Below are 23,888 nucleotides of genomic sequence, written 5' to 3' on the forward strand. Positions count from 1 at the left end.
TGGGGGACGACGTCGAAGAGGTCGCCGACGACGCCGTAGTCGACGAGGTCGAAGATCGGGGCCTCGGCGTCCTTGTTGACGGCGACGATCGTCTTGGAGGTCTGCATGCCGGCGCGGTGCTGGATGGCGCCGGAGATGCCGTTGGCGATGTAGAGCTGCGGCGAAACGGACTTGCCGGTCTGGCCGACCTGGTTGGTGTGCGGGTACCAGCCCGCGTCCACCGCGGCACGCGAGGCGCCCACGGCCGCGCCGAGGGAGTCGGCGAGGGCCTCGATGATCGCGAAGTTCTCGGAGCCGTTGACGCCACGGCCGCCGGAGACCACGATCGCGGCCTCGGTCAGCTCCGGACGCCCGGTCGACTCGCGCGGGGTACGGCCGGTCACCTTGGTGCCGGTCGCCTGCGCGGAGAAGGAGACGCTCAGGGCCTCGACGGAGCCGGCGGCCGGGGCGGCCTCGACCGCGGCGGAGTTGGGCTTGACCGTGATGACCGGGGTGCCCTTGGAGACACGGGACTTGGTGGTGAAGGAGGCTGCGAACACCGACTGGGTGGCCACCGGACCCTCGTCGCCGGCCTCCAGGTCGACGGCGTCGGTGATGATGCCGGAGCCGATGCGCAGCGCCAGACGGGCGGCGATCTCCTTGCCCTCGGCGGAGGAGGGGACCAGGACGGCGGCCGGGGAGACGGCTTCAACTGCGGCCTGGAGGGCGTCGACCTTCGGGACGACCAGGTAGTCGGCGTACTCGGAGGCGTCGTGGGTGAGGACCTTGACGGCGCCGTGCTCGGCGAGCGCGGCGGTGGTGTCGGCGGCACCAGCACCGAGCGCGACGGCGACCGGCTCGCCGATGCGGCGGGCCAGGGTCAGCAGCTCCAGGGTGGGCTTGCGGACGGCGCCGTCCACGTGGTCGACGTAGACGAGAACTTCAGCCATGGGAATGCTCTCCTGCGAATTGCGAAGTCTGAGGGGCGGTAAGGGGGTTGAGCCTCAGCGGGCCAGAACCCTTAGATGAACTTCTGGCTCGCGAGGAACTCGGCGAGCTGCTTGCCGCCCTCGCCCTCGTCCTTGACGATCGTGCCCGCGGTACGGGCCGGACGCGCCGCGGCGTCGTTCACGGCGGTCCAGGCGCCCTCGAGGCCGACCTCGTCGGACTCGATGTCCAGGTCGGACAGGTCCCAGGACTCCACCGGCTTCTTCTTCGCCGCCATGATGCCCTTGAAGGAGGGGTAACGCGCCTCGCCGGACTGGTCGGTGACCGACACGACGGCCGGCAGGGAGGCCTCCAGCTGCTCCGAGGCGGCGTCGCCGTCACGGCGGCCCTTGACGGTGCCGTCCTCGACGGAGACCTCGGAGAGCAGGGTGACCTGCGGGACGCCCAGGCGCTCGGCCAGCAGGGCCGGGACGATACCGGCGGTGCCGTCGGTGGAGGCCATGCCGGAGACCACCAGGTCGTAGCCGGCCTTCTCGATCGCCTTGGCCAACACCAGGGAGGTGCCAATGGCGTCGGTGCCGTGCAGGTCGTCGTCCTCGACGTGGATCGCCTTGTCGGCGCCCATGGAGAGCGCCTTGCGCAGCGCGTCCTTGGCGTCCTCGGGGCCCACGGTCAGAACGGTGACCTCGACGTCGTCGTCGGAGTTCTCCGAGATCTGCAGCGCCTGCTCGACCGCGTACTCGTCGAGCTCGGAGAGCAGACCGTCCACGTCGTCCCGGTCGACGGTCAGGTCATCGGCGAAGTGCCGGTCGCCAGTGGCGTCAGGCACGTACTTCACAGTGACAACGATCCTCAAGCTCACGCCGGCTCTCCTACTGCATCGTCAGTTCTCGGCTGCCTACTTCCAGGCAGCATAGGCGCCTGAAGCGGCCGTTCCCGGTTCGGGGCGACCCGCGCTCCGACCGAAATATTACTCGCCAGTACACCCAGTTCATGCCCGCTAAGCAAGCGCTTTGAACTGTGACCTTTGCAACGCAGCGTAATCGGAACTCGACGGGCGCGCACAACAGAGGACCAGCCGCTGATCCGATCAGTCGCGCAGACCGTTGAAGCGGCCCTGGTGGTAGAGGAGCGGGCGGCCGGGGCCCTCCGGGTCACCGAGCCGGACCTCGGCCACCACGATGCGGTGGTCGCCCGCGGGCACGCGCGCGTGGACCTTGCACACCATCCAGGCCAGGACGTCGTCGAGGACGGGCACGCCTTCGGGGCCCTCGCGCCACGCGGTGGGCGCGCCGAAGCGGTCGGCGCCGCTGCGGGCGAAGGTGGCGGCCAGGCCCTCCTGGTGCTCACCGAGTATGTGGACACCGACATGGTCGGCCTCGGAGATCGCGGGCCAGCTGGAGGCGGTGGTGCTGATGCCGAAGGAGAGCAGTGGCGGCTCGGCGGAGACCGAGCTGAGCGAGGTCGCGGTGAAGCCGACCGGGCCCGAGGCACCACGGGCGGTGATCACGGCGACGCCCGCCGCGTGCCGCCGGAAGACGGAGCGCAGCAGGTCGGGAGAGGCGAGCTGAGGAGTGGCGAGGTCCGGAGTGGCCGTCATACGGGGGTCCTTCTGCGAGGAGTGGCGAGGTCCGTGGCTGCTCAAAAGCCCGGACAGCGCGCGCTCGCGGTACGCGCGAGGTCCACATGGACCCGCCCGACAAGAAGGAGTTCCGAAGGCATACGGTCAGGCTGACGATAGGTGGCGCGCACAGTCAAGTACGTTCCGGCATATGGGAGATGCCTCACCGAGGGTTTGAACGGCGTCAAACCGCCTCCCCGATGGCCGCTATGACGTCCGCCTTGCGCGGCAGACCGGTGGCCCGCCGCACGACCCGGCCGTCGGCGTCGAGGACCAGCACGGTCGGGGTCTTGAGGATGTCGAGCCGGCGGACGAGGGCGAGGTTGTCCTCGGCGTCGATCTCGACATGGGCCACGCCCGGGACCATCCCGGCGACCTCGCCGAGCACCCGCCGGGTCGCCCGGCAGGGGGCGCAGAACGCGCTGGAGAACTGCACGAGTGTCGCGCGCTCCCCCAGTCCCTCACCCAACTCGGCCGCGCCGAGCAGCTTTCCGTCGTCGCGCCCACGCACGCGTACCCTCCCGTTCCGCCGCTGGTGCAGCACTCCGAAGGCGCTCGCCGCCGCGAGCACCACCACGCACACCACAAGACCGGTCATGACCTGCTCAAGCGTTCACACGACTGCAAAGATTCCCGGCTCCCCGAATCTTTTGCCGTACGGAATGCTTGATTCATGGACATCGATGTGAGGGGGCCGCGTTTCGGGGCCGCCGTGACGACCGTCGTACTGGCGGTCGTGCTGATCACCGGAAGCTTCTGGCTCCTCGCCTGGCAGACGCTGGCGTTCGCGCTGGGCGCGGCGGGCGGGGTGGCCAAGTCGCCGTACGGCTGGCTGTTCCGCAAGGCCGTACGGCCCCGGATCGGAGCGCCCACCGAGTTCGAGGCACCCGAGCCGCCGCGGTTCGCCCAGGCGGTGGGGCTCGTCTTCGCGGTCGTGGGGCTCGTCGGCTACGGCGTGGGCCCGGAGTGGCTCGGGCTGCTGGCCACCGGGGCCGCGCTCGCGGCGGCTTTCCTGAACGCCGCGTTCGGGTACTGCCTGGGCTGCGAGATGTATCTGCTGGTGCGGCGGGTGACGGTCCGCGCGGAGTAAAGCCGCCTTAAAAGCCCGAGGTGGATCACCGGGCGGACGTGACGAGAATCTCGCAGCGGGCGGGCACGAGGACTGGCTCCCCGCCCGTTCTTCGGGCACGATCTGCGAGATGCCGTAAACCTACGGCTCCGTAACTTCCGCCGGGAGCTCCCTTCCCAGGCTGAGCGAGGAAGGGCTCACCCCGCCCATGGCAGAGCTTGTCTACCGCCCCGTCGTCGGATTCGCCCAGGCCTTGTTCAAGGCGTGGGACCTCAAGATCGACTGCAAGGGTTCGGAGAACATCCCACGCTCGGGCGGTGCGGTCCTCGTCAGCAACCACATCAGCTACCTGGACTTCGTCTTCAACGGTCTGGCGGCGCTTCCGCAGAAGCGCCTGGTCCGTTTCATGGCGAAGGAGTCGGTCTTCCGGCACAAGGTCTCCGGTCCCCTCATGCGCGGGATGAAGCACATCCCGGTCGACCGCAAGCAGGGCGACGCGGCCTACGCCCACGCCCTGGACTCCCTGCGGTCGGGCGAGATCGTCGGTGTCTTCCCCGAGGCGACGATCTCGCAGTCGTTCACCCTCAAGACCTTCAAGTCGGGTGCGGCGCGGCTGGCCCAGGAGGCCGGCGTCCCGATCATCCCGATGGCCGTGTGGGGCACACAACGCCTGTGGACCAAGGGCCACCCGCGCAACTTCAAGCGCAGCCACACCCCGATCACGATCCGCGTCGGCGAGGCGATCGAGGCGTCCCGCGACAAGTACGCCGGGGCGATCACACGCCAGGTGCGGGAGCGGGTCAACGAGCTGCTGGAGGCGGCACAGCGGGCGTACCCGGTACGCCCGAAGGGCCCGGACGACACATGGTGGATGCCGGCACACCTGGGCGGCACGGCACCGACCCCGGAAGAGGTCCGGGAGACCGAAGCGCGGTAGTTGCGGGGACCGCTTGGCGCCTCCTCAGAGTGTCCTGGGGAGCGTCTCCCACAGATGGGGTCGGTCCACCGCGGCTTTCAGTACGCCCAGTACCGCCGGATGCGGCTCGGCGTACAGCTCCGGGCAGTCCCTTTCCCCCGCCTCGATGTCCGGTACGAAGGCCAGCTGTTCGCCGTCCAGAGAGAACTGCGCGTTCACGCCCGGCTTGTTGCCGCGGGGGTCCTGGCGGTGCCAGGCGCCGTTGAAGCGGACCGCGATCAGGCCGTGGACCACGTCGAACTGCTGGTAGCAGAGGGCGGTCGGGATGTCCTCGGCGCGCAACAGGGCCGCCAGGGCATGGGCCTTGGCGTAGCAGATGCCGGTGCGCTGTTCCAGGACGTCCGACGCCCGCCAGGTGACACGGAGATCGCCGGAGTCCTGCGAGTGCGGGATGGCGTCGCGCACGAACTCGAAGGCCAGCCGCGCATAGGCATACGAGTCCTCCGCCTCCCTGGCGAGGCGCGCGGCCACCTCACGGACGGTCGGGTGCTCATGGTCGATCACCTCGTCCGCGACCAAGTAGGCGGACAGGTCAGGGGTGTTCTGGATCAGCTCCATGCCCGCAGAGCATAGGAAGACGATCACCCAGTCGTCAATGTTTTTGCGGCCACCTGCATACCTATGCAGAATCAGAACCTAGCGCGCCATCTCCTCCTTGAGCGCCCCCACGAACGCGTCCACGTCCTCCTCGGTGGTGTCGAAGGCGCACATCCAGCGGACGTCACCCGCGGCCTCGTCCCAGAAGTAGAAGCGGAAGCGCTTCTGGAGGCGCTCGCTCACGTCGTGCGGGAGCCGGGCGAAAACGCCGTTCGCCTGGACCGGGTGGAGGATCTCGACGCCGTGGACGGCGCGGACGCCCTCGGCCAGGCGCTGGGCCATCTCGTTGGAGTGGCGGGCGTTGCGCAGCCACAGGTCCTTGGCGAGAAGTGCCTCCAACTGCACTGACACGAACCGCATCTTGGAGGCGAGCTGCATCGACAGCTTGCGCAGGTGCTTCATGTGGGAGACCGCGTCCTGGTTGATCACCACGACCGCCTCGCCGAACAGCGCGCCGTTCTTCGTCCCGCCCAGGGAGAGGATGTCGACGCCGACCGCGTTGGTGAACGTCCGCATCGGGACGTCGAGGGAGGCGGCCGCGTTGGCTATCCGGGAGCCGTCCAGGTGGACCTTCATGCCCCGCGCGTGTGCGTGCTCGCAGATCGCGCGGATCTCGTCGGGTGTGTACAGCGTGCCGAGTTCGGTGCTCTGGGTGATCGAGACGGCCTGCGGCATCGCGCGGTGCTCGTCGTCCCAGCCGTACGCCTGCCGGTCGATCAGCTCGGGCGTGAGCTTGCCGTCCGGTGTCGGCACGGTGAGCAGCTTCAGGCCGCCCATCCGCTCCGGCGCCCCGCCCTCGTCGACGTTGATGTGCGCGCTCTCGGCGCAGATCACCGCGCCCCACCGGTCGGTGATCGCTTGAAGTGCGACGACGTTGGCGCCGGTGCCGTTGAAGACCGGGAACGCCTCGGCCGTAGCGCCGAAGTGGCTGCGGATGATCCCCTGGAGGTTCTCGGTGTAGTCGTCCTCGCCGTACGCGACCTGGTGCCCGCCGTTGGCCAGGGCCAGCGCGGCGAGCACCTCCGGGTGGACCCCGGCGTAGTTGTCGCTGGCGAAGCCGCGGACCTCGGGGTCGTGATGGCGGCGGGCCTGCGTGAAAGCGGTCGGGTTCACGGCTTCTCGGTCAGCCACAGACGGTGTCCGTTCACTTCGGCGGCGGGCTTGCTCCAGACGTCGGCGATGGCCTCGGCCAGCTCCTTCACGTCGGTGAAGCCCGCGAACTTCGCGTTGGGCCGCTCGGCGCGCATGGCGTCGTGGACCAGCGCCTTCACCACCAGGATCGCAGCCGCGGCCCGCGGCCCGTCGCCGCCCCCGGCCTTGCGGAAGGCGTCGGCGAGGGCGAGCGTCCACGCCTCGGCGGCTGCCTTGGCGGCGGCGTACGAGGCGTTGCCCGCGGTCGGCTTGGTGGCACCGGCGGCGCTGATCAGGACGTACCGTCCGCGCTCGCTGCGCTGCAGGCCCTCGTAGAAGGCGAGCGAGGTGTGCTGCACGGTACGGACGAGCAGCAGTTCCAGGAAGTCCCAGTCGTCGAGGCTTGACTTGATGAAGGTCTCGCTGCCGCGCCAGCCGCCGACGAGGTGGACCAGACCGTCGACGCGGCCGAAGTCCTTCTCGATCCGGCCGGCCCAGTCGCGGGTGGAGTCCAGGTCGAGGAGGTCGACGGGCTCGCCGGTGACGGTCGCGCCGCCCGAGGCGTAGCGGGCCGCGTCCACGGCCTCGGCGAGCCGCTCGGGGTCGTTGTCCGCGCCGACGACGGTCGCGCCCGCCTCGGCCAGCCTGACCAGTGCCGCCCGGCCCGCGGGACCGCCCGCGCCGGCCACCGCGATCACCGCACCGCTGAGAGCTCCGTTCCCCGCCATGTTCTTCGCCTCCTGAGCAGCCACCGAAGCGGCCTGTGCCTGTGCCGTGTGCCCGGTGCCGCGATCGCTCACGCGGCGGCCCGCTCGGGGCTCTCGGCCGTGATACCGCGGGTCGCGGCGATCACGCTCTTGAGCTTCTTGGAGAGGGCTTCATAGAACATGCTCAGGGGAAACTCGTCCGGAAGCACGTCATCCACGAGCTTTCGCGGCGGCTGGCTCAGGTCGAGGGCGTCGGGGCCCTTGGCCCACTTGGAGCCGGGGTGCGGGGCGAGATAGCGCGCGACCAGGTCGTACGCGGCGAACCAGTGGACCAGCTTCGGGCGGTCGATGCCGGCCCGGTAGAGGTCCTCGATCTCGGCGCAGAGCTGGTTGGTGACCTGCGGGGCGCGCTGCCAGTCGATGTGCAGCTTGTTGTCGGTCCAGCGGACGACGTCGTGCTGGTGCAGGTAGGCGAAGAGGAGCTGGCCGCCGAGACCGTCGTAGTTGCGCACCCGCTCGCCGGTGACCGGGAAGCGGAACATGCGGTCGAAGAGGACCGCGTACTGCACGTCACGGGCCTGCGGGACGCCGTCGGCCTGGAGCTTCACGGCCTCCTTGAAGGCAGTGAGGTCGCAGCGCAGCTCTTCGAGGCCGTACATCCAGAACGGCTGGCGCTGCTTGATCATGAACGGGTCGAAGGGCAGGTCGCCGTGGCTGTGGGTGCGGTCGTGGACCATGTCCCACAGCACGAAGGCCTCCTCGCAGCGGGTCTGGTCGTGGACCATCGCGGCGACGTCCTCGGGCAACTCGACGCCCAGGATGCCGACGGCGGCCTCGGTGACCCGGCGGAAGCGGGCGGCCTCGCGGTCACAGAAGATCCCGCCCCAGGAGAAGCGTTCCGGCGCCTCGCGCACGGCGATGGTCTCCGGGAAGAGCACGGCGGAGTTGGTGTCGTAACCGGCCGTGAAGTCCTCGAACTTGATGCCGCAGAACAACGGGTTGTCGTAGCGGGTGCGCTCCAGTTCGGCCAGCCAGTCCGGCCAGACCATGCGCAGCACGACCGCCTCCAGGTTGCGGTCGGGGTTGCCGTTCTGCGTGTACATCGGGAAGACGACCAGGTGCTGGAGGCCGTCCGCGCGGTTCGCGGCGGGCTGGAAGGCCAGCAGCGAGTCCAGGAAGTCGGGCACCTCGAAGCCGCCCTCGGCCCAGCGCCGGAGATCCTTCGCGAGAGCGGTGTGGTAGTCGGCGTCGTGGGGCAGAAGGGGAGTCAGCCGCTCGACGGCTTCGACGACCTGCCGTACGACGCTCTCGGCGTCCGCGCGGGACGGGGCACCCTCGGCTCCGAAGTCGATCGACCCGTCCTTGGACTGCCATGGCCGGATCCGCTCCACGGCACCCTTGAGCACGGGCCAGGCCGGGTGTTCCACCACCCTGACCACGGGAGGAACCTGCTCCTCCGAACCCACCTGCACAAGAATTTCCGTCATGTCCCATCCTTCACGGGAGAACCTCGCGTAAGGAGACCGTATACATACGAGCTTCCGTCCAGCAAGAGCGACCTCGGGAAGTTATCCTGCGCAACCCAATACTCACCGAACTTTTTCCCGCCGGGTGCCATGAACACCGCGATTCCGGGTAGAGAGAGGCGTCCGCCCCGCGCGTCACTGCGATCCCTCGTGTACGTACGGGTCCATCACACGGCGTAGCCGTTAGGCTGCGGCTCTGCACCGAGCCGCCGTCGACGGAAGCGAGTTGACTTTGAACTTCCTTACCATCGGTCACCGCGGAATCATGGGTGTCGAACCCGAGAACACCCTCCGTTCCTTCGTCGCCGCCCAGCAGGCCGGCCTCGACGTCATCGAACTGGATCTGCATCTGAGCAAGGACGGCGCCCTCGTCGTCATGCACGACACCGAAGTGGACCGCACGACCGACGGAACAGGCCTGATCGCCGACAAGACCCTCGCCGAACTGCGCGCCCTGGACGCGGGCCGCGGCGAACGCGTCCCGGAGTTCGAGGAGGTCCTCGACGCGGTGCGCTCCCCGCTCCAGGCCGAGATCAAGGACCTCGCGGCGGCCCGGGCGCTGGCCGAGGTCATGCTCCGGCGCGATCTCGTCTCCCGGGTCGAGGTGTCCTCGTTCCACGACGAGGCGATCGCCGAGATCGGCCGGCTCGTTCCGGGCGTACGGACCGCGCTGATCGGCAGCCGGTTCGGCCCGGACATCGTCGAGCGTGCCGTCGAGGCCGGTGCCGGGACCGTCTGCCTCAACATCCGGCGGATCACCCTGGAGGTGGTGGAGGCGGCCCGCAAGGCCGACCTGAAGATCATCGGCTGGGTGGTGAACACCCAGGACCAGCTCAGGCTGGTGCGGGCCCTGGAGCTGGACGGCGCGACGACCGACTACCCGGAGATCAAGCGCACCGGCCGCTTCACGGCGTGAACCGAGGGAACGTCACACCAGGGGCTTGATCAACAGCTCGAACTCCAGCCCCGCGCGCTGCGGAACACCGAACCGCTCGTCGCCGTACGGGAAGGGCGTGGTCTTTCCCGTACGGCGGTAGCCGCGCCGCTCGTACCAGGCGATGAGCTCCTCGCGTACGGAGATCACGGTCATGTGCATCTCGGTGACGCCCCAGCTCTCGCGTACGGCCCGCTCCGCCTCGGCGATGATCACCTTGCCGAGTCCGCCGCCCTGGAGGGCCGGACTGACCGCGAACATCCCGAAGTAGGCGTAGGCGCCCCGGTGTTCGAGCTGGCAGCAGGCGACGACCTCACCGTTCCGCTCCACCGTGAGCAGCCTGCTGTCGGGCGACTTGACGATCTCGCGCACGCCCTCGGGGTCCGTGCGCTGCCCTTCCAGGATGTCCGCCTCGGTGGTCCACCCGACCCTGCTGCTGTCCCCGCGGTACGCCGACTCGACCAGCGCGACGATGGTGTCCACGTCGGCGTCGGTGGCGTCACGGAAGGTGAGTCCGGCGGTCTCCATGGGGGGCGTCTCCACTTCTCGGGCACGGCTCGGGCCCTGATCGGGCACGGACGAGCGTAGCGCCCCCACTAGGCTCGCTCGCATGGTGCACGTACTGAGCAGCCGCGTTCTCCTGCGCCCCAGCAATCCGGAGCAGTCCCGTCACTTCTACGGCGATCAGCTGGGCCTCGCCGTCTACCGCGAGTTCGGCACCGGGCCGGAGCGGGGCACCGTCTATTTCCTCGGCGGCGGCTTCCTGGAGGTCGCCGGACGCTCGGAGACGGCGCCGTCGCCCGCGATGCAGCTGTGGATGCAGGTGGCGGATGTGGCTGCCGCACATGAAGAGCTGCGGGCTAAGAGCGTCGAGATCGTCCGGCCGCCGGTGAAGGAGCCCTGGGGGCTCATCGAGATGTGGATCGCCGACCCGGACGGGACGCGGATCGTGCTGGTGGAGGTGCCGGCGGACCATCCGATCCGGTACCGGCCGGGGATCTGAGGCCCAGTACGCGGCTTCTGAAGGCGTCCGGATGGCCGGGGCCCCGCGCGCAGCTTAGCGTGCTGGAAGGGGTCCTCTGCGGAAGGAACGCCATGAAGCTCGACAAGCCGGTGACCGGCGGGCCCTGCTGGACCGAGCTGGGGACGAACGACCTGGAGGCCGCCAAGCGGTTCTACACGGAGCTGTTCGGCTGGCGTCCGCAGACGGATCCGCGTCAGGAGGCGGGCGGTTACACGGTCGCGCACCTCGGGGACGCGGCGGTGGCCGCGCTCAGCCCGCTGTACCAGGAGGGGCAGCCGGTCGCGTGGAACGTGTCGTTCGCGGTGACGGACGCGGACGCCGCCGTGGCGAAGGTGACGGCGGAGGGCGGGGCCGTCCTGGTCAGCCCCATGGACATCTTCGACGTGGGCCGCTTCGCGGTGGTCGTCGACCCGGCGGGCGCGGCCTTCCAGCTCTGGCAGCCCCGGGCCTTCGCGGGCGCGGGCCTGCTCAACGAGCCCGGCGCGCTGGGCTGGGTTGAGCTGCTGACCCGGGCCCCCGAGCGGGCCGTGGTCTTCTACACCGGGCTCTTCGGGTGGAGCGTCAACGCCTCGGAGCACTACACGCAGTGGGGCATCGACGGCGCGGACTTCGGCGGGATGGTGCGGATGGACGAGAAGTTCCCGCCCGAGGTGCCGCCGCACTGGCTGCCGTACTTCGCGGTGACGGACGTCGACACCACCGCGGCCACGGCGACCGAGGCGGGCGGCACCGTCCTCATGGAGCCCACCTCGGTCCCCGGCGGACCCCGCATCGCGGTGCTGCGGGATCCCCAGGGCGCGGTCTTCGGCGTGTACCGGGCGGGCGACGAGGGCTGACGTCAGGACTGCGCGAGCGGTGTCACCGTCACCTGGTCGATGACCGGCGCGTACGCCGAGCGCTGCCCGTGTTCGTTCCTCGACTCGCCGGCGAAGTCCGGGAGTTCGTCCGCCGTGAAGGTGAGTGTGTTGGGGCCCTCGTGCAGGGTGACGGGGACGGAGAGGTTCCAGAAGTTGTTGAAGTGGAAGGTGGTGGGGAACAGGACGCGCTGCGGGCCCTCGCCGTTGACCGTGATGTCGGCGTGGCGGCAGACCGGGTCCGGGTTGTAGTGGGTGGAGGGCGCCTGCTCCCCGTTGGAGTAGCGGACGGTCAGGGCGTGGCGTCCGGCGCGGTGCGCCGTGACGGTCAGGGTGAGCGTGTTGGCGGGCCCGGCTCCGACACCGTCGACGGCCTTCCCGCCGGTCGCGTACGGATATCCGGCGACCTTGGCCGCACCGGTGGCGATGCCCTCCTCGGCGGCGTACGTCGCGGTGGGCAGCAGCCCGCGCGAGGGGCCGACGCGCAGCCGGTCGACGATCAGCCGGTCCGAACTCCCCGTCACTGTCACCTTGTTGACGCCTCCGGCCAGGAAGAGCGGGACGGTTCCGCGCGCGACGGGTCCGATCTCCTCGCCGTTCACGGTGAGTTGCCCCTCCCCCGGGCCGAGCAGGTCCACGCTCACGGCGGCCTCGCCGTCGTCGGCGGCGTGCACCCAGAACGTGGCGGTGCCACCGCGCGGGAGCACCGCGACCCCCGGCCCGGAGGCTCCCCGGTGGGCGTGGCTGACCACGGCCCCGCCCCCGAGATCGGCGAACTCGGCGTCGTACACGGCGGTTTCGTCCGCGCCGCGCAGCACGAGGTCGAGTTTGTCGACGACCGCGTCGCCCTTCGTGACACCGAGGTCGGGGTCCTGGGCGGCGAGGGTGATCCGGTGCGGGCCCGCGGTCAGCTCGACGCGGGTGTCGGTGTGGCCCCACACGGCCCACTTGTAGCCGAGCGGCAGCCGCAGTTCGCGCGGGTCCTCCCCGTCCACGCGCAGGAAGACGTTGGTGGGGCCCTGTTCGCGGACCAGTTCGGCCTGGTTGTGGGAGCCCGCGAAGACCCGGATGTCGTAGGTGCCGTCCTCCGGGACCTCGACGTCGAAGGCGAGCACGCCGTCGGAGCCGGTGCGCAGTCCGCCCACGTGATAGCCGCCCGAGGTGGCGAACTTGTCGACCGCGGAGGGTGATCCTTCGGGCCCGTTCTTCGAGTAGCCGCCGCCGGTGTAGGTGGCGTCCTCGGCCTCGTACGTCCGCCTGAAACGCACCGAGGGCGGCAGGAAGGAGGCCCCGTCACCGGCCGGCGAGAGGATCGCCTGGTAGGCCGACATCTCGTCCAGACCCGTCAGGGAGAACACCACCCGGCCGTCCACCACGGGGAGTTCACCGTCGAGGAGGCCCAACGGCTGCTCGCTCGCCCCGAGTTGCCCCGTCCAGGGGATCTCGGACAGCCTCACATGGACCCGCTCGCCGAACACGTCGGTGTCCACGCCTTCGAAGACGATGTCCGCCGCTCCCCCGGAGCCGCCGAAGAGCACCCGCGCCTGCCGTTTGCCCAGGTCCAGCGCGGCCACGCCCTGGAGGGTGTACTGCTCGTTCGGATGCGGGGCGACGACCCGGACGGTGTTCCCGGTCAGCTGTCCGTAGGCGTTGAACAGCCACCACTGCCCGTTGGCCTTGTTCGCCTCCACCGCCGAGTCGTTGAGGTTGCCGGCGATGTTCCAGTACGCGAGGTCGGCGTCGACCTTGGACTCCTCGATCGCGGCGATCCACTGGATGATCTGCCCCGGCACGGAGACGTGGTAATTGTGCGCGTACTCGTTGATGTTGACCGGCAGCGGGCCGATCCCCAACTCGCGCTCCAGCTCCCGGTACTTGGCGATGTTGGTGCGCACCTCGTCGGGCGAGGACAGCTCGTGCCAGGTGACCACGTCCGGCAGCACGTCCCGCGCCTTGGCGAACTCCAGGAAGTCCCTGACCTCCGGATACAGGATGCAGGTGTTGGGTCCGGCGATCCGCGCGCCGGGGTCGAGGTCCTTGATGAGGCGGTACGACGCCTCCCAGGCCGCGAAGTAGGGGCCGGGCTCGGTGTGCCAGGAGACCCCGTCGTAGCTGAACTCCCCGTCGCCGAACATGTTGCCCTCGGGCTCGTTGAACGGCACGTACACGATGTGCGATCTCAACTCCCCCAGCGTCAGCACCTGTTCGGCCTGTCGGCGGATCACGTCCAGGTGTCCGGCGAGCTTCTCCTCGCCGTCGGCGCCCGGCCATTCGTAGGGGAAGCCGCGGTAGAAGTCGGGGATGTAGACGTAGACGTCCCGGCCGCCGCCCGCGACGAAGGACGGCAGGATCTCCAGGGCGTCGCCGCCGGGGTGCTGGATGCCGTCCTGCGCCTTGGTGGTCACGGTGCGCGGGTACATGCCCTCGACCACCACGCGGCTCGGGACGCCGTCGCCGTAGAGGCCGTAGAGGGTGCCGCTCGCCCCGCCGTGGAAGGGGCCGGTCTCGGTGCCGAGGTCGATGGTGAGCTTCTCGGGGGCGGGGCCTTGAGCTGCCACGGCATCCATCCTTCGTCCGGTATTCCGTATGCCGCTCGATGATCCGAACGGCCTGGTCGAACGTAGGAAGCGGGTGCGTTCCACGTCAACAGGGAGAAGTTTCCGAAACTTCCGAAACCGCAGGTGGGGGCGGGTCGGACGCGGGGGCGGCCGGCGTCGCGAGCGGAGCCGGGGGGGCAGCCCCTGGCCATGGAGCGAGCCCGTGGTCAGACCCGCTGACCGCCTACGAGGTGAGCGGATCTGCTCCCCCGCACGCTCCCCGTGTACACCCTTGCGCTCGATTGCGCGCCGCGCGGCCCGGGCAGCTTCTGACCGATCGGCGGACCGTCGAGGGGGGAGGCGCGCGTGCACGGATCTGCTTCGCCCGGCTGGCTGCTGGTGGCGCTGTGTACGGCGACCGGGGCGTACTGCCTGCTGCGGATGCGCAGCTCCGTGGAGGAGCAGCGCAGAGCCGCGGGCGGTGAGGCGTTGATGGGCTTCGGCATGGCCGCGATGGCGGTCCCGGCCGCGGTGTTCACGCCACCGCAGTGGGCCTGGCCCGCCTACGCGGCGGTGTTCGGCACGGCCGCGCTGCGCGCCCTGTGGACGGCGCGCACGAGCCCGCACCATCTGCACCACCTCGTGGGCGCCGTGGCGATGGTCTACATGGCGGTGGTGATGGCCGCCACCCCCGGACACCACGGCGGTTCCGGAGTCCCGCTGCTGACCGGGGTGTTGCTGCTCTACTTCACGGGGTACGTCCTGCTCTCGGGCGCCCGTCTGATCCCCATGACCGCCGGGGGCGGAACCGTCGGGTGGGGCGACCGCCCCGAGGTGGCGCGCGCCTGCCGGCTGTCGATGGGCATCGCGATGGTGGCCATGCTGCTGACCCTGTGACGGTGGTGCCGGCCCCCAGACGCCGTACGCATCCGTTGTCTGCGTCACTTCGGCCCCATGGACCGTACCGCCGGGCGTCGGTGCGCTCGTAGGGTGCTCCCATGATGCTCCCCGCGGCACTGTTGCTGCTCGGCGCCCTGACCGCCGTCGTCGCTCCCCGGCTGCTGGCCCGGGCCGACTGGGCGGACCGAGAACCGGTGCTCGCGCTGTGGCGGTGGCAGTGCGTGGTGGCGGCGGTACTGCTGTGCTGCGTGCTGTCGATGACGCTGAGCGCGGCGGTCGCCTGGCAGGCGGTGCGCGGTCATGTGTTCGCCCCGGCGCCGCGTTCGGTGGTGGACGCGTACACGCTGGGCACGGCGGGTCCGTGGGCCGCGGCGACGGCGGTCGCGCTCGCCTGCGGTGGCGTGTGGACCGGGGCGATGCTGGTGCGTGAGGTCGTACGGGCACGCAGGCGCCGCCGGTCGCGCCGGGCCGAACTCCTCGCCCGCGCCCCGCAGTTGCCCGGCGAGGGGCCCGAGAGCCGGCTCGTGGTGCTGGAGGGTGAGCGGCCGGACGCCTGGTGGCTGCCGGGTGCGGCGCCTCGGTTCGTGGTGACGACCGCCGCGCTGCGGCGGCTCAAGGGCAGGCAGTTGGACGCCCTGGTCGCCCACGAGGAGGGGCACGCGCAGGCCCGGCACGACTGGTTGCTGCACTGCTCGGCCGCGCTGGCGGGCGGGTTTCCGCAGGTGCCGGTGTTCGCGGCCTTCCGTGACGAGATGCACCGGCTGGTGGAGCTGGCGGCCGACGACATGGCGTCCCGGCGGTTCGGCCGCCTCACGACGGCCCTCGCGCTGGTCGAACTCAACGAGGACCGGGGCGTGTTCGGTCCCTCCTCCACCCCGCACGGCCATGTACCGCAGCGGGTGCACCGTCTGCTGGCCCCACCGGACCGCTTCACCCCGGCGAAGCGGCTGCGGCTGACGGCGGCGGCCGCGTTGGTGCCGGTGGTGCCGGTGCTGCTGGTGTTCGTGCCGGGGTTGCGGGCGCTGGGGTAGTCGGCGGTGGAGTAGTGGGCGGCGACATGGGGACCCGGATAGTGAGGTGCTCGCGCCACATGTCGGCCGGTGACAGGAACTTCCCGCGCCGCATATGGGCCCACAACAGAGGCTGCCCGCACCCAGAAGACGGCCGCCCGTAACCCGGGATTCGCCTCACGCCCCACCCGTCGGCGAGGATCGCAGTATGCACCCCACGTCCGTGGACTCCCCGCCCCGCCCGCCGGCGCACCGCACCGCCGCTCGCGTCACCGGTGTCCTGGCGCTGTGCTCAGTGCTGCTGCTCGTCCTGGTCGCCATCGAGTGGCACCCCTTGATCGCCGTCGACCAGGACATCGCCGACACCACGCACCGCTGGGCGGTCGACGACCCGGGGTGGACGCATGTCTTCCGGATCCTGACGGACTGGGTCTGGGACCCCTGGACGATGCGTATCCTCTGCGCGGTCGTGGTGATCTGGCTGGTGTGGCGACGCAACGCTGTCTGGACGGCGGTATGGCTGGCGGCCACATGTGCGCTGGGCACACTGGTCCAGCAGGTCCTCAAGGCCGCGGTCGGCCGCGAACGCCCCGTCTGGCCCGACCCGGTCGACTCCGCCCACTTCGCGGCGTACCCGTCGGGCCACGCCCTCACGGCGACGGTCGTCTGCGGCCTCCTCCTGTGGCTCCTCCACCACAGCGGCGCGGGCCGCGCGGTCTGGCGCACAGCCCTGTCCATCTCCGTCGTCTCAGTCGTAGGCGTAGGCCTCACCCGCATCTGGCTCGGCGTCCACTGGCCCTCCGACGTCCTCGGCGGCTGGCTCCTGGGCGCGATGCTCGTGTCCCTGGCGGTGGCCGTCCACCAGCGCTACCGCCCGTGACCGGGGCCCCGGCGCGGCGCTACACCTATGTGGGTCCACCCGAACTCCGCTCACCGGCACGACGGGGTGCGGAGGGCCGGACCATCCACGACAGCACGGACCTGACCGCCTGGCTCTCCGAGCGCGGGCCTGCCGAATCGGCCGAGCCGTTCACCTTCGTGGTCGCCCTCGACGGGCTGCTGCGGCTGGCGCCCCGCAGAAGCGAGCACGTGTCCTGCGCGGGAGGCGGGGATGTGCTGGCCGCGGGCGAGGTGGGCTTCAGCCGCGCCACAGGCCCGTGGGCGGTGCACGAGGTCTCCAACCAGTCCACCGGGTACTGCCCCGACCTGGACTCGTGGCAGGCGGTCGCCCGTGCCCTGGAGCTCGCCGGGGTCGGACATCCCGGCCGGTTCACGCACGCGGTGGTGTTCCGGCGGTGCGAGGAATGCGGGGAGCGTTCGATCGTGCGGGAGGGAGACTTCGTCTGCGTGTTCTGCGGGAGCGACCTTCCCCTGGCCTGGAACGCGGGCCCGTAAGATCACCCGTATGGCTGCCGTGTTGTTCGACTTCTCCGGGACGCTCTTCCGTATCGAGTCCACCGAGTCGTGGCTGCGGGGCGGGCTCGCCGAGGCCGAGGTCGTGGTCGGGGAGGACGAGGTCGTTCGGGTGGCGCGGGCTCTGGAGCGGGTGGGGGCGCTGCCCGGTGGGGCCGCGCCCGGGATGCCGCTGCCGAGTGAACTCGCCGCCGTGTGGGAGATCCGGGACGAGAGCGCCGAGCTGCACCGGGCCGCGTACACCGGCGTGTCCCGGCAGGTCCCGCTCCCGGAACCGCGCCTGCACGACCTGCTGTACGACCGGCACATGTCCCCCGACGCCTGGCTGCCGTACCAGGACGCCACCGAGGTACTGCGCACCCTGCGCGAGCGCGGCATCCGCGTGGGTGTGGTCAGCAACATCGGCTGGGATCTGCGCCCTGTGTTCCGCGCACATGGGCTGGACCCCTATATCGACGCGTACGTGCTGTCGTACGAACACGGCATCCAGAAACCGGACCCCCGCCTCTTCAAGACCGCCTGCACCGCCCTCGGCGTCGAACCCGGCGACACCCTGATGGTCGGCGACGACCGGCGCGCGGACGGCGGTGCCGCGGCGCTGGGCTGCGCGGTGCACTTCGTGGACCATCTGCCGGTGGAGCGGCGACCGCACGGACTGCTGCCGGTCCTCGACCTGGTCGGCTGACCGAGAGCGCCCGAAAAGGCCCCGAGATCGGTGGCCGAAAAGAGGGCGCCCACCCCGCTGGAAAGTCGCCCGAGGACACCACTGGGGCGGTATGCTCGCCCACCCTGGACGATCCCCCGCGTCGCCCAGAGCAGGCGGCAGCCCTGATCAGGCCCTTTCCAGGTCCGATCCGAACGCGCTGAGTATAGTTGGCTGATAGCCAGTCAACGCAGGAGTTACAGCATGTCCCCGCGCAGCGCCTCGGTCAATGAAGAGTTGCGCCGCCGTTCCCGGGAACGTCTCCTGCAGGCCGCACTCGAACTGGTCTCCGAGCGCGGCTACGAGGCCACGACCCTCGGCGACATCGCGGACCGGGCCGGCTCGGCGCGCGGCCTGGTGTCGTACTACTTCCCCGGCAAGCGCCAGCTCGTGCAGTCCGCCGTCCACCGGCTCATGCACCGCACCCTGGAGGAGGCGCTGGAGCGCGAGCCGCGCACCGAGGACGGCCGAGAGCGGATGGCCCGGGCCATCGACGCGGTCCTGGGCCTGGCCCGCGACCGGACCGTGCTGATGCGCCAGCACATGGCCGGACTGCTGGACACCTACGGCTTCGTGGAGTGCCCGGAACAGCAGCGGCTGGCCCAGTTGCTGCGGGACACCGTGGAACGGCACGGTTCACGGGACGTGGACGCCGACTACCCGATGCTGCGTTCCCAGCTCATGGGCGCCGTCTACGCGATGGTGATGCCGAACGTCCCCATGCCGATCGCGATGCTGCGCGCCGAACTGTTCGCCCGCTACCACCTCGACCGGGACCAGGGCGTCCCGCCGGGCACCGAGGCACCCGACGGGACGTACGACTCCGATCTGTCCCGGTTCTTCGAGACGGGCCTGGGGCCCGGGGATCAGTCGAAGTAGTCCGGCTGTGTCTGCACGTTGAGCCCGGACAGCCTGACCTTCTTGGCCGGATCCGTGCGCCGGTCGCTGAGCTTCAGCACGTCGAAGCCCTTCGCGATGTCGTTCGAGTAGATGTAGCCGTTGTAGTAGTACGCCGACCAGGGTCCCGCCGTGGTGAGCCGCTCGGTGTTCACCGGGCCGCGCTCGAAGTAGGCGATCTCCTTCGGCTTCGAGGAGTCGGTGAACTCCCAGACGGAGACACCGCCCTGGTACCAGGCCTGGACCATGATGTCGCGGCCCTTGACCGGGATCAGCGAGCCGTTGTGGGCGACGCACACCTCGACGTCCGCCTGGTACCGCGGAATCTTGAAGTAGCTGCGGAAGACCAGCTTGCGCTTGTCGCCCTTGCCAACGATGTCGTAGATGCCGTCGGCACCACGGTTCGGACCGATCGCCGCGTTGCAGGTGGCCGCACCGCCGCCGCCCAACTCGTCGGTGAACACGACCTTGTTGGCCTTCTGGTTGAAGGTCGCCGAGTGCCAGAACGCGAAGTTGACGTTGTCCTGCACCTGGTCGATGACCTTCGGGTGCTCCGGGTCCTTGATGGAGAAGAGGATGCCGTCGCCCATGCAGGCACCGGCCGCCAGGTCCTTCTCGGGGAGCACGGTGATGTCGTGGCAGCCGGTGGTCTTGGAGACACCCGGGTTGGTGGGCGCTCCGGGGTTGCCGCCGCCGTCCGGGCCCTCACCGGGGAAGAGCACCGGGAAGCCCACGACCGCCGCCTTCTCGGGGGCGTTGCGCGGCACCTTGATGACGGAGATGCCGTCGTGCGGGGGCTGGCAGTCGGGGTAGGTGGCGCTCGGCGAGTACGAGGAGACGTAGATGTAGACGTTCCTGCGCTCCGGCACCAGCGTGTGGGTGTGCGAGCCGCAGGCGGTCTCGACGGCGGCGACGTACCTGGGGTTCGCCTTGTCGCTGATGTCGAAGACCTTCATGCCCTCCCACGACGACTTCTCGGTCGCGGGCTGGGTGGTGCTGCTGCAACTGCTGTCGCTGCGCGAGGAGTCGGTGGACAGGAACAGCAGGTTGCCGGAGACGGAGATGTCGTTCTGCGAGCCCGGGCAGAGCACCTGGGCGACGGTCTTCGGCGCCTTCGGGTTGCTGATGTCGAAGATACGGAAGCCGTCGTAGTTGCCGGAGTAGGCGTACTTCCCCTGGAAGGCCAGGTCCGAATTGGTGCCGGGCAGCGCGTCCTTGGGGACGTTGACGAGGTGCTCGATGTTGTCGGAGTGGACGATCTCGTCCTGGCCGGGTATCTCGCCGTCGGCGATCGCCGCCCTCACCTCGGCCTCGGTGCTCTTCGACACCTCCTCGCTCGCGGCCGGCCTGTCTCCCGGATCGGGGGTCGCCACGGCCGGACCGGCGGTCAGCAGCGCGGCCAGGAGACCGGCGGCCGCGGCGACGACTCCCAGTCGTCTGTGGCGGGTTCGGGGGGTTCTCAACAGGATCACTGTTCTCTCCCTGTGCCCTTCATGTGGAAACGTTTCACGCACCCCCGAAGTATCGTCTTCACCATGCACAGATCAATAGAGGGCAACGAACCTGTAATGAAGGGCTCTCGGGCCGCCGTTGTGCTATTGCGCCGTGCGCCCGTCGCGACGGCCGCGCTGGTCGCCGTGGCGGCACTCACCCTGGGGGGCTGCGACTCCGGCTCGGACGCCAAGCCGGCCTCGGCGACCGGCCCTTCGGTCCTCGTACCGGGCAAGCCGGGCGAGGCGAACCGCACCCTGTCCGCAGAGGACGCCGAGGAGCAGCGCGCCGACGACGACACTCCCAACTCCGCGGACGTGACCTACGCCCGCATGATGATCGAGCACCACACCCAGGCCCTGGATATGACCGAACTGGCCCCGAAACGTGCCGAGTCGGCGAAGGTGAAGGCCCTCGCTGAGCGGATCTCGGCGTCCCAGGGCCCGGAGATCGCCGCGATGCGGGCCTGGCTGAAGGAGTACGGCGAGTCCGAGAAGAGCGAGGACCACGACCACGCGACGATGCCGGGTATGGCGACCGAAACTCAGCTCGACAACCTGCGCGCCGCCCGCGGAAAGGCGTTCGACCAGCTCTTCCTCACGCTGATGACGACCCACCACCAGGGCGCGATCACCATGGCGACGGAGGTGAAGGGCCAGGGCAACAACGTCCGGATCGAGGAGATGGCGGACGACGTGGTCGCCCAGCAGACCAGTGAGATCAACCGGATGCGGGACATGCTCTGACCCCCGGTGGTAGGACGGGGCTCCGATCGGCGCCTACCAGTGGGGAGTTGGGCATGGCGGCACAGAACATCGACGAGGTCGTGGACGGACTTGCCGGGATCGTGCGGGACGCCACCCGCGCCCGTGACCGGATCGGGTACTTCGCGGCGCTGTACCGCCAGGTGACGGTGGAGATCCGTACCGCGATCCACGAGGGGCGGTTCGAGGACGGTGCCCGCATGGACCGTTTCGACACGCACTTCGGCAACCGCTACTTCGAGGCGTACGACGCCTGGCGTCGCGACGGGAGCGGACCGCGGTGCTGGCGCGAGACGTTCGGACTCCTCGACGACTCCGACACCGTCATCGTCCAGCACCTGGTCCTCGGCGTGAACGCCCACATCAACCTCGACCTGGCCGTCGCCGCCGCGCGGACCAGCCCGGGCGCGGAGATCCAGTCGCTGCGCAGCGACTTCCTGCTGATCAACGACATCCTCGCGCGGGTGGTGCTGGCCGTGCAGGACTCGGTCGACGCGCTGTCGCCCCTGATGTCGCTGCTGGACAAGGTCGGGGGCCGCGCCGACGAGCGGATCCTCGACTTCAGCGTCCGTCAGTCCCGTGCGGAGGCCTGGTACAACGCGGTCCTGCTGGCCGGGCAGAGCGAGACCGAACGCGCGGCCACCATCGACCGGCTCGACGTCCGTGCCGCCGTGCTCGCCCGGCTGATCGCGCGCCCGAACGGCCTCGTCCGACCGGCGCTCGAGCTGATCCGGAGAACGGAGAACCACGACGTGCCGACCGTCGTCACCCACCTGGACAACGCCATGGCGCGCACGTCCGCCCGGTAGTCCTCCGCCCCTCGAACCGGCCTGCTCAGCGGCGCGCGTGACGTGGCGTCAGAAAACCCGCGTCACGTGCCTGGGCGATCAGCCGGAGCGACTTGCGGCGGCTGTGGCCGGTCGCCGACATCACGGCGAGCACGGGATCGTGCCCGTCCTCCTGGGCCGCCAGGTACTCCTGGGCCAGCAGCCAGCGCCCCTCGGCACCGCGCGGCCAGGCCGGACGCGCCCGGCTGACCGGCTCCTCGGCGGCCTCCGCGCCTTCTGGGGGAGCCATGCCGCACGCCTCGAAGATCGGCCCCTCGATCCGGTCCGCGAGTGCCGCCAGGTCGTCGAGCGACAGCGCCGGCTGTGCCCGTACGTCCTCCAGCGAGACGCACCCCTCGGCCACCACGGCGAGCACGTCCACCCGGGCGCCGTCGTCGAAGGCGAGCCGGACGTGGAACCACGACGTCGCGGTCTCGTCCTCCTGCACTTCCCACGCGGGCCACACGGACACGGTGCCGTCCGTAGGACAGCGATCAGAAAGATTAAGAAAGGATGCTTCAAACACATACGCAACGTAACCGCATGATCACATTCCATACGAACGGACACGCATGGGCAGGACACGCAGCACCCTGTCAGCGGAGCGGCCGCGGTGCGATCCTGGAGTCATGCGTGTCGCCGTCGTCGGCTCCGGGCCGAGCGGGTGCTACACCGCCCAGAGCCTGGTCCAGCTGAACCCCGAGGTGCTCGTCGACGTCCTGGACCGGCTGCCGTGTCCGTACGGTCTGGTGCGCTACGGCGTGGCGCCGGACCACGAGAAGATCAAGTCGCTCCAGAACAACCTGCGGACCGTCCTGGAGCACGATCGCGTACGGTTTCTCGGCGGCGTCGGGATCGGGCCGGGCGGGGTGCTCGCGGCGCGGCTGCGCGAGCTGTACGACGCCGTCGTGTACTGCGTGGGCGCCGCCACCGACCGGCATCTGGGGATCCCGGGCGAGGACCTGCCGGGCAGCTGGTCGGCGACCGAGTTCGTCTCCTGGTACAGCGCGCACCCCGACGCCACCGCCGACGGTTTCACGACCGGCGTGCGCTCCGCGGTGGTCATCGGCGTGGGGAACGTCGCGGTCGACGTGACGAGGATCCTGGCGCGGGGAGTCACCGAGCTCAGCCCCACCGACATGCCCCAGACCGCGCTCACCGCGCTCGCGGCCAGCCGGGTGACGGACATCCACATGGTCGGGCGGCGGGGCCCCTCGCAGGCCCGCTTCACCACGAAGGAGCTGCGCGAGCTGGGCGGCCTGCCGGACACCGAAGTCGACGTACAGGCCGAGGAGTTGGCACTGGACCCGGCATACCTCGACCCTTCGGCCCTGCCCGCCCCGCAGCGCCGGAACGTGGAGGTGCTGCGCGGCTGGGCGGATGCCGTACGACAGGACGCGCCCCGCAGGATCGCCCTGCGCTTCTTCCTGCGCCCGGTCGAACTCCTCACCGACGGTGGCCGCGTGGGCGCGGTGCGCTTCGAACGGACGACTCCGGACGGCCGGGGCGGGGTCATCGGCACGGGCCAATTCGAGGAGATCCAGGCGCAGTTGGTGTTGCGTTCCGTTGGCTACCTCGGCGTGCCTCTGGAGGGCCTCCCCTTCGACCCGGCGACCGGAACGGTCCCGCACCTCGCTGGCCGCGTCCTGCGCGAGGGAACGGTGTCACCGGGCGAGTACGTCGCCGGCTGGATCAAGCGCGGCCCGACAGGAGTCATCGGCACGAACAGACCGTGCGCGAAGGAGACGGCGACGTCGTTGCTGGAGGACGCGCTGACGCTCGTAGCCGAAGATCGACACGAGGACCCGCTCACCGTCCTGCGTGCTTGGGGCGTCGATCCGGTCGAGTGGACAGGGTGGCAGGCAATCGAACAAGCCGAGGCACGACTGGGCGCATCCCTGGGCAGGCGTGTGGTGAAACTCCCCGACTGGCAGTCCCTGATGAACGCCGCGCACGGCAGTACCGACTAGGGGCGCGGGG

26 protein-coding genes are annotated in these 23,888 nt (G+C 70.1%); 14 read left to right on the plus strand and 12 right to left on the minus strand.

Features of this window, described 5'->3' with window-relative positions; genetic code table 11:
- The 4 genes from ABZ896_RS36875 to ABZ896_RS36890 all read right to left on the minus strand — a co-directional run.
- Positions 1 to 929, minus strand: a 929-nt coding sequence (locus ABZ896_RS36875) for an electron transfer flavoprotein subunit alpha/FixB family protein (RefSeq protein WP_360938960.1), incomplete at its 3' end; no start/stop codon positions are given.
- Positions 930 to 1,000: 71 nt separating this feature from the next.
- The gene (locus ABZ896_RS36880; protein ID WP_360938962.1) at positions 1,001 to 1,789 is read right to left on the minus strand and encodes an electron transfer flavoprotein subunit beta/FixA family protein; all 789 of its coding nucleotides are present in this window, start codon (positions 1,787 to 1,789) and stop codon (positions 1,001 to 1,003) included.
- 228 nt (positions 1,790 to 2,017) lie between these two features.
- Entirely contained in the window at positions 2,018 to 2,527 is a 510-nt protein-coding gene (locus tag ABZ896_RS36885; protein WP_360938964.1) for a flavin reductase family protein, read from the minus strand.
- Positions 2,528 to 2,732: 205 nt separating this feature from the next.
- A complete protein-coding gene (locus ABZ896_RS36890; RefSeq protein WP_360938966.1) occupies positions 2,733 to 3,146 on the minus strand; it encodes a thioredoxin family protein in 414 nt (137 codons plus the stop codon).
- 75 nt (positions 3,147 to 3,221) lie between these two features.
- Between ABZ896_RS36890 and ABZ896_RS36895 the strand changes: the two genes are divergently transcribed.
- Positions 3,222 to 3,638, plus strand: coding sequence for a DUF4395 domain-containing protein (locus ABZ896_RS36895; RefSeq protein ID WP_360938968.1), 417 nt, complete (start codon positions 3,222 to 3,224; stop codon positions 3,636 to 3,638).
- 187 nt (positions 3,639 to 3,825) lie between these two features.
- Positions 3,826 to 4,554 carry a lysophospholipid acyltransferase family protein gene (locus ABZ896_RS36900; RefSeq protein WP_360938970.1) on the plus strand — a complete coding sequence of 243 codons (729 nt, stop codon included), beginning with the start codon at positions 3,826 to 3,828 and terminating at the stop codon, positions 4,552 to 4,554.
- 24 nt (positions 4,555 to 4,578) lie between these two features.
- Here ABZ896_RS36900 and ABZ896_RS36905 read toward each other — a convergent pair whose 3' ends face one another.
- The 4 genes from ABZ896_RS36905 to ABZ896_RS36920 all read right to left on the minus strand — a co-directional run bounded on the left by ABZ896_RS36905 (position 4,579) and on the right by ABZ896_RS36920 (position 8,515).
- Positions 4,579 to 5,151, minus strand: coding sequence for a transglutaminase domain-containing protein (locus ABZ896_RS36905; protein ID WP_360938972.1), 573 nt, complete (start codon positions 5,149 to 5,151; stop codon positions 4,579 to 4,581).
- A gap of 78 nt (positions 5,152 to 5,229) precedes the next feature.
- A complete protein-coding gene (locus tag ABZ896_RS36910; RefSeq protein ID WP_360938974.1) occupies positions 5,230 to 6,303 on the minus strand; it encodes a low specificity L-threonine aldolase in 1,074 nt (357 codons plus the stop codon).
- Positions 6,300 to 7,049 carry an SDR family oxidoreductase gene (locus tag ABZ896_RS36915; protein WP_360938976.1) on the minus strand — a complete coding sequence of 250 codons (750 nt, stop codon included), beginning with the start codon at positions 7,047 to 7,049 and terminating at the stop codon, positions 6,300 to 6,302. The genes ABZ896_RS36910 and ABZ896_RS36915 overlap by 4 nt, the downstream gene beginning before the upstream one ends.
- Positions 7,050 to 7,117: 68 nt before the next feature.
- Positions 7,118 to 8,515 (minus strand): DUF6421 family protein, encoded by a 1,398-nt coding sequence (locus ABZ896_RS36920; protein ID WP_360938978.1) that lies wholly within the window; start codon positions 8,513 to 8,515, stop codon positions 7,118 to 7,120.
- Positions 8,516 to 8,786: 271 nt separating this feature from the next.
- Here ABZ896_RS36920 and ABZ896_RS36925 point away from each other — a divergent pair, with 271 nt between their 5' ends.
- A complete protein-coding gene (locus tag ABZ896_RS36925; protein WP_360938980.1) occupies positions 8,787 to 9,470 on the plus strand; it encodes a glycerophosphodiester phosphodiesterase family protein in 684 nt (227 codons plus the stop codon).
- 12 nt (positions 9,471 to 9,482) lie between these two features.
- Here ABZ896_RS36925 and ABZ896_RS36930 read toward each other — a convergent pair whose 3' ends face one another.
- Positions 9,483 to 10,016, minus strand: a complete 534-nt coding sequence (locus tag ABZ896_RS36930) for a GNAT family N-acetyltransferase (RefSeq protein WP_360938982.1) — start codon at positions 10,014 to 10,016, stop codon at positions 9,483 to 9,485.
- An 82-nt stretch (positions 10,017 to 10,098) separates the two neighbouring features.
- Here ABZ896_RS36930 and ABZ896_RS36935 point away from each other — a divergent pair, with 82 nt between their 5' ends.
- Positions 10,099 to 10,491, plus strand: a complete 393-nt coding sequence (locus ABZ896_RS36935; protein ID WP_360938984.1) for a VOC family protein — start codon at positions 10,099 to 10,101, stop codon at positions 10,489 to 10,491.
- A gap of 92 nt (positions 10,492 to 10,583) precedes the next feature.
- Positions 10,584 to 11,348, plus strand: a complete 765-nt coding sequence (locus tag ABZ896_RS36940) for a VOC family protein (RefSeq protein WP_360938986.1) — start codon at positions 10,584 to 10,586, stop codon at positions 11,346 to 11,348.
- A 2-nt stretch (positions 11,349 to 11,350) separates the two neighbouring features.
- Here the strand turns inward: ABZ896_RS36940 and ABZ896_RS36945 are convergent, their stop codons facing one another.
- Entirely contained in the window at positions 11,351 to 13,933 is a 2,583-nt protein-coding gene (locus ABZ896_RS36945) for a cellulosome protein (RefSeq protein ID WP_360938988.1), read from the minus strand.
- 336 nt (positions 13,934 to 14,269) lie between these two features.
- On the opposite strand from ABZ896_RS36945, the gene ABZ896_RS36950 reads away from it, so the two are divergent.
- The 6 genes from ABZ896_RS36950 (at position 14,270) to ABZ896_RS36975 (ending at position 18,808) form a co-directional block, all read left to right on the plus strand.
- Complete coding sequence (locus tag ABZ896_RS36950) at positions 14,270 to 14,800, plus strand: DUF5134 domain-containing protein (protein WP_360938990.1); 531 nt, start codon at positions 14,270 to 14,272, stop codon at positions 14,798 to 14,800.
- Positions 14,801 to 14,901: 101 nt separating this feature from the next.
- Entirely contained in the window at positions 14,902 to 15,834 is a 933-nt protein-coding gene (locus ABZ896_RS36955) for a M56 family metallopeptidase (RefSeq protein WP_360938992.1), read from the plus strand.
- Positions 15,835 to 16,021: 187 nt separating this feature from the next.
- Positions 16,022 to 16,693, plus strand: coding sequence for a phosphatase PAP2 family protein (locus ABZ896_RS36960; protein ID WP_360938994.1), 672 nt, complete (start codon positions 16,022 to 16,024; stop codon positions 16,691 to 16,693).
- Positions 16,690 to 17,208 carry a hypothetical protein gene (locus ABZ896_RS36965; RefSeq protein WP_360938996.1) on the plus strand — a complete coding sequence of 173 codons (519 nt, stop codon included), beginning with the start codon at positions 16,690 to 16,692 and terminating at the stop codon, positions 17,206 to 17,208. The genes ABZ896_RS36960 and ABZ896_RS36965 overlap by 4 nt, the downstream gene beginning before the upstream one ends.
- Before the next feature lie 10 nt (positions 17,209 to 17,218).
- The gene (locus tag ABZ896_RS36970) at positions 17,219 to 17,911 is read left to right on the plus strand and encodes an HAD-IA family hydrolase (protein WP_360938998.1); all 693 of its coding nucleotides are present in this window, start codon (positions 17,219 to 17,221) and stop codon (positions 17,909 to 17,911) included.
- Between the two features lie 222 nt (positions 17,912 to 18,133).
- Positions 18,134 to 18,808: a helix-turn-helix domain-containing protein gene (locus tag ABZ896_RS36975; protein WP_360939000.1), complete on the plus strand. Its 675-nt coding sequence runs from the start codon at positions 18,134 to 18,136 to the stop codon at positions 18,806 to 18,808.
- Here ABZ896_RS36975 and ABZ896_RS36980 read toward each other — a convergent pair.
- Positions 18,796 to 20,298, minus strand: a complete 1,503-nt coding sequence (locus tag ABZ896_RS36980) for a hypothetical protein (RefSeq protein ID WP_360939002.1) — start codon at positions 20,296 to 20,298, stop codon at positions 18,796 to 18,798. The genes ABZ896_RS36975 and ABZ896_RS36980 overlap by 13 nt on opposite strands.
- Before the next feature lie 96 nt (positions 20,299 to 20,394).
- On the opposite strand from ABZ896_RS36980, the gene ABZ896_RS36985 reads away from it, so the two are divergent.
- Positions 20,395 to 21,063 carry a DUF305 domain-containing protein gene (locus ABZ896_RS36985; RefSeq protein ID WP_360939022.1) on the plus strand — a complete coding sequence of 223 codons (669 nt, stop codon included), beginning with the start codon at positions 20,395 to 20,397 and terminating at the stop codon, positions 21,061 to 21,063.
- Positions 21,064 to 21,116: 53 nt separating this feature from the next.
- The gene (locus ABZ896_RS36990) at positions 21,117 to 21,890 is read left to right on the plus strand and encodes a DUF5995 family protein (protein WP_360939004.1); all 774 of its coding nucleotides are present in this window, start codon (positions 21,117 to 21,119) and stop codon (positions 21,888 to 21,890) included.
- 25 nt (positions 21,891 to 21,915) lie between these two features.
- Here the strand turns inward: ABZ896_RS36990 and ABZ896_RS36995 are convergent, their stop codons facing one another.
- Positions 21,916 to 22,380, minus strand: a complete 465-nt coding sequence (locus ABZ896_RS36995; protein ID WP_360939006.1) for a DUF6214 family protein — start codon at positions 22,378 to 22,380, stop codon at positions 21,916 to 21,918.
- Positions 22,381 to 22,537: 157 nt separating this feature from the next.
- On the opposite strand from ABZ896_RS36995, the gene ABZ896_RS37000 reads away from it, so the two are divergent.
- Entirely contained in the window at positions 22,538 to 23,878 is a 1,341-nt protein-coding gene (locus tag ABZ896_RS37000; protein WP_360939008.1) for an FAD-dependent oxidoreductase, read from the plus strand.
- Positions 23,879 to 23,888: the final 10 nt, after the last annotated feature.

Origin of the sequence: Streptomyces sp. NPDC047072, assembly GCF_040643855.1 — a bacterium.
Lineage (GTDB): Bacteria > Actinomycetota > Actinomycetes > Streptomycetales > Streptomycetaceae > Streptomyces.

Bases quoted from the DNA above. Each gene is read 5' to 3' on its own strand.
- ABZ896_RS36885 (WP_360938964.1), bottom strand. From the start codon at position 2,527: ATGACGGCCACTCCGGACCTCGCCACTCCTCAGCTCGCCTCTCCCGAC.
- ABZ896_RS36890 (WP_360938966.1), bottom strand. From the start codon at position 3,146: ATGACCGGTCTTGTGGTGTGCGTGGTGGTGCTCGCGGCGGCGAGCGCC.
- ABZ896_RS36895 (WP_360938968.1), top strand. From the start codon at position 3,222: ATGGACATCGATGTGAGGGGGCCGCGTTTCGGGGCCGCCGTGACGACC.
- ABZ896_RS36900 (WP_360938970.1), top strand. From the start codon at position 3,826: ATGGCAGAGCTTGTCTACCGCCCCGTCGTCGGATTCGCCCAGGCCTTG.
- ABZ896_RS36905 (WP_360938972.1), bottom strand. From the start codon at position 5,151: ATGGAGCTGATCCAGAACACCCCTGACCTGTCCGCCTACTTGGTCGCG.
- ABZ896_RS36915 (WP_360938976.1), bottom strand. From the start codon at position 7,049: ATGGCGGGGAACGGAGCTCTCAGCGGTGCGGTGATCGCGGTGGCCGGC.
- ABZ896_RS36920 (WP_360938978.1), bottom strand. From the start codon at position 8,515: ATGACGGAAATTCTTGTGCAGGTGGGTTCGGAGGAGCAGGTTCCTCCC.
- ABZ896_RS36930 (WP_360938982.1), bottom strand. From the start codon at position 10,016: ATGGAGACCGCCGGACTCACCTTCCGTGACGCCACCGACGCCGACGTG.
- ABZ896_RS36935 (WP_360938984.1), top strand. From the start codon at position 10,099: ATGGTGCACGTACTGAGCAGCCGCGTTCTCCTGCGCCCCAGCAATCCG.
- ABZ896_RS36940 (WP_360938986.1), top strand. From the start codon at position 10,584: ATGAAGCTCGACAAGCCGGTGACCGGCGGGCCCTGCTGGACCGAGCTG.
- ABZ896_RS36945 (WP_360938988.1), bottom strand. From the start codon at position 13,933: ATGGATGCCGTGGCAGCTCAAGGCCCCGCCCCCGAGAAGCTCACCATC.
- ABZ896_RS36955 (WP_360938992.1), top strand. From the start codon at position 14,902: ATGATGCTCCCCGCGGCACTGTTGCTGCTCGGCGCCCTGACCGCCGTC.
- ABZ896_RS36960 (WP_360938994.1), top strand. From the start codon at position 16,022: ATGCACCCCACGTCCGTGGACTCCCCGCCCCGCCCGCCGGCGCACCGC.
- ABZ896_RS36970 (WP_360938998.1), top strand. From the start codon at position 17,219: ATGGCTGCCGTGTTGTTCGACTTCTCCGGGACGCTCTTCCGTATCGAG.
- ABZ896_RS36975 (WP_360939000.1), top strand. From the start codon at position 18,134: ATGTCCCCGCGCAGCGCCTCGGTCAATGAAGAGTTGCGCCGCCGTTCC.
- ABZ896_RS36985 (WP_360939022.1), top strand. From the start codon at position 20,395: ATGAAGGGCTCTCGGGCCGCCGTTGTGCTATTGCGCCGTGCGCCCGTC.
- ABZ896_RS36990 (WP_360939004.1), top strand. From the start codon at position 21,117: ATGGCGGCACAGAACATCGACGAGGTCGTGGACGGACTTGCCGGGATC.
- ABZ896_RS37000 (WP_360939008.1), top strand. From the start codon at position 22,538: ATGCGTGTCGCCGTCGTCGGCTCCGGGCCGAGCGGGTGCTACACCGCC.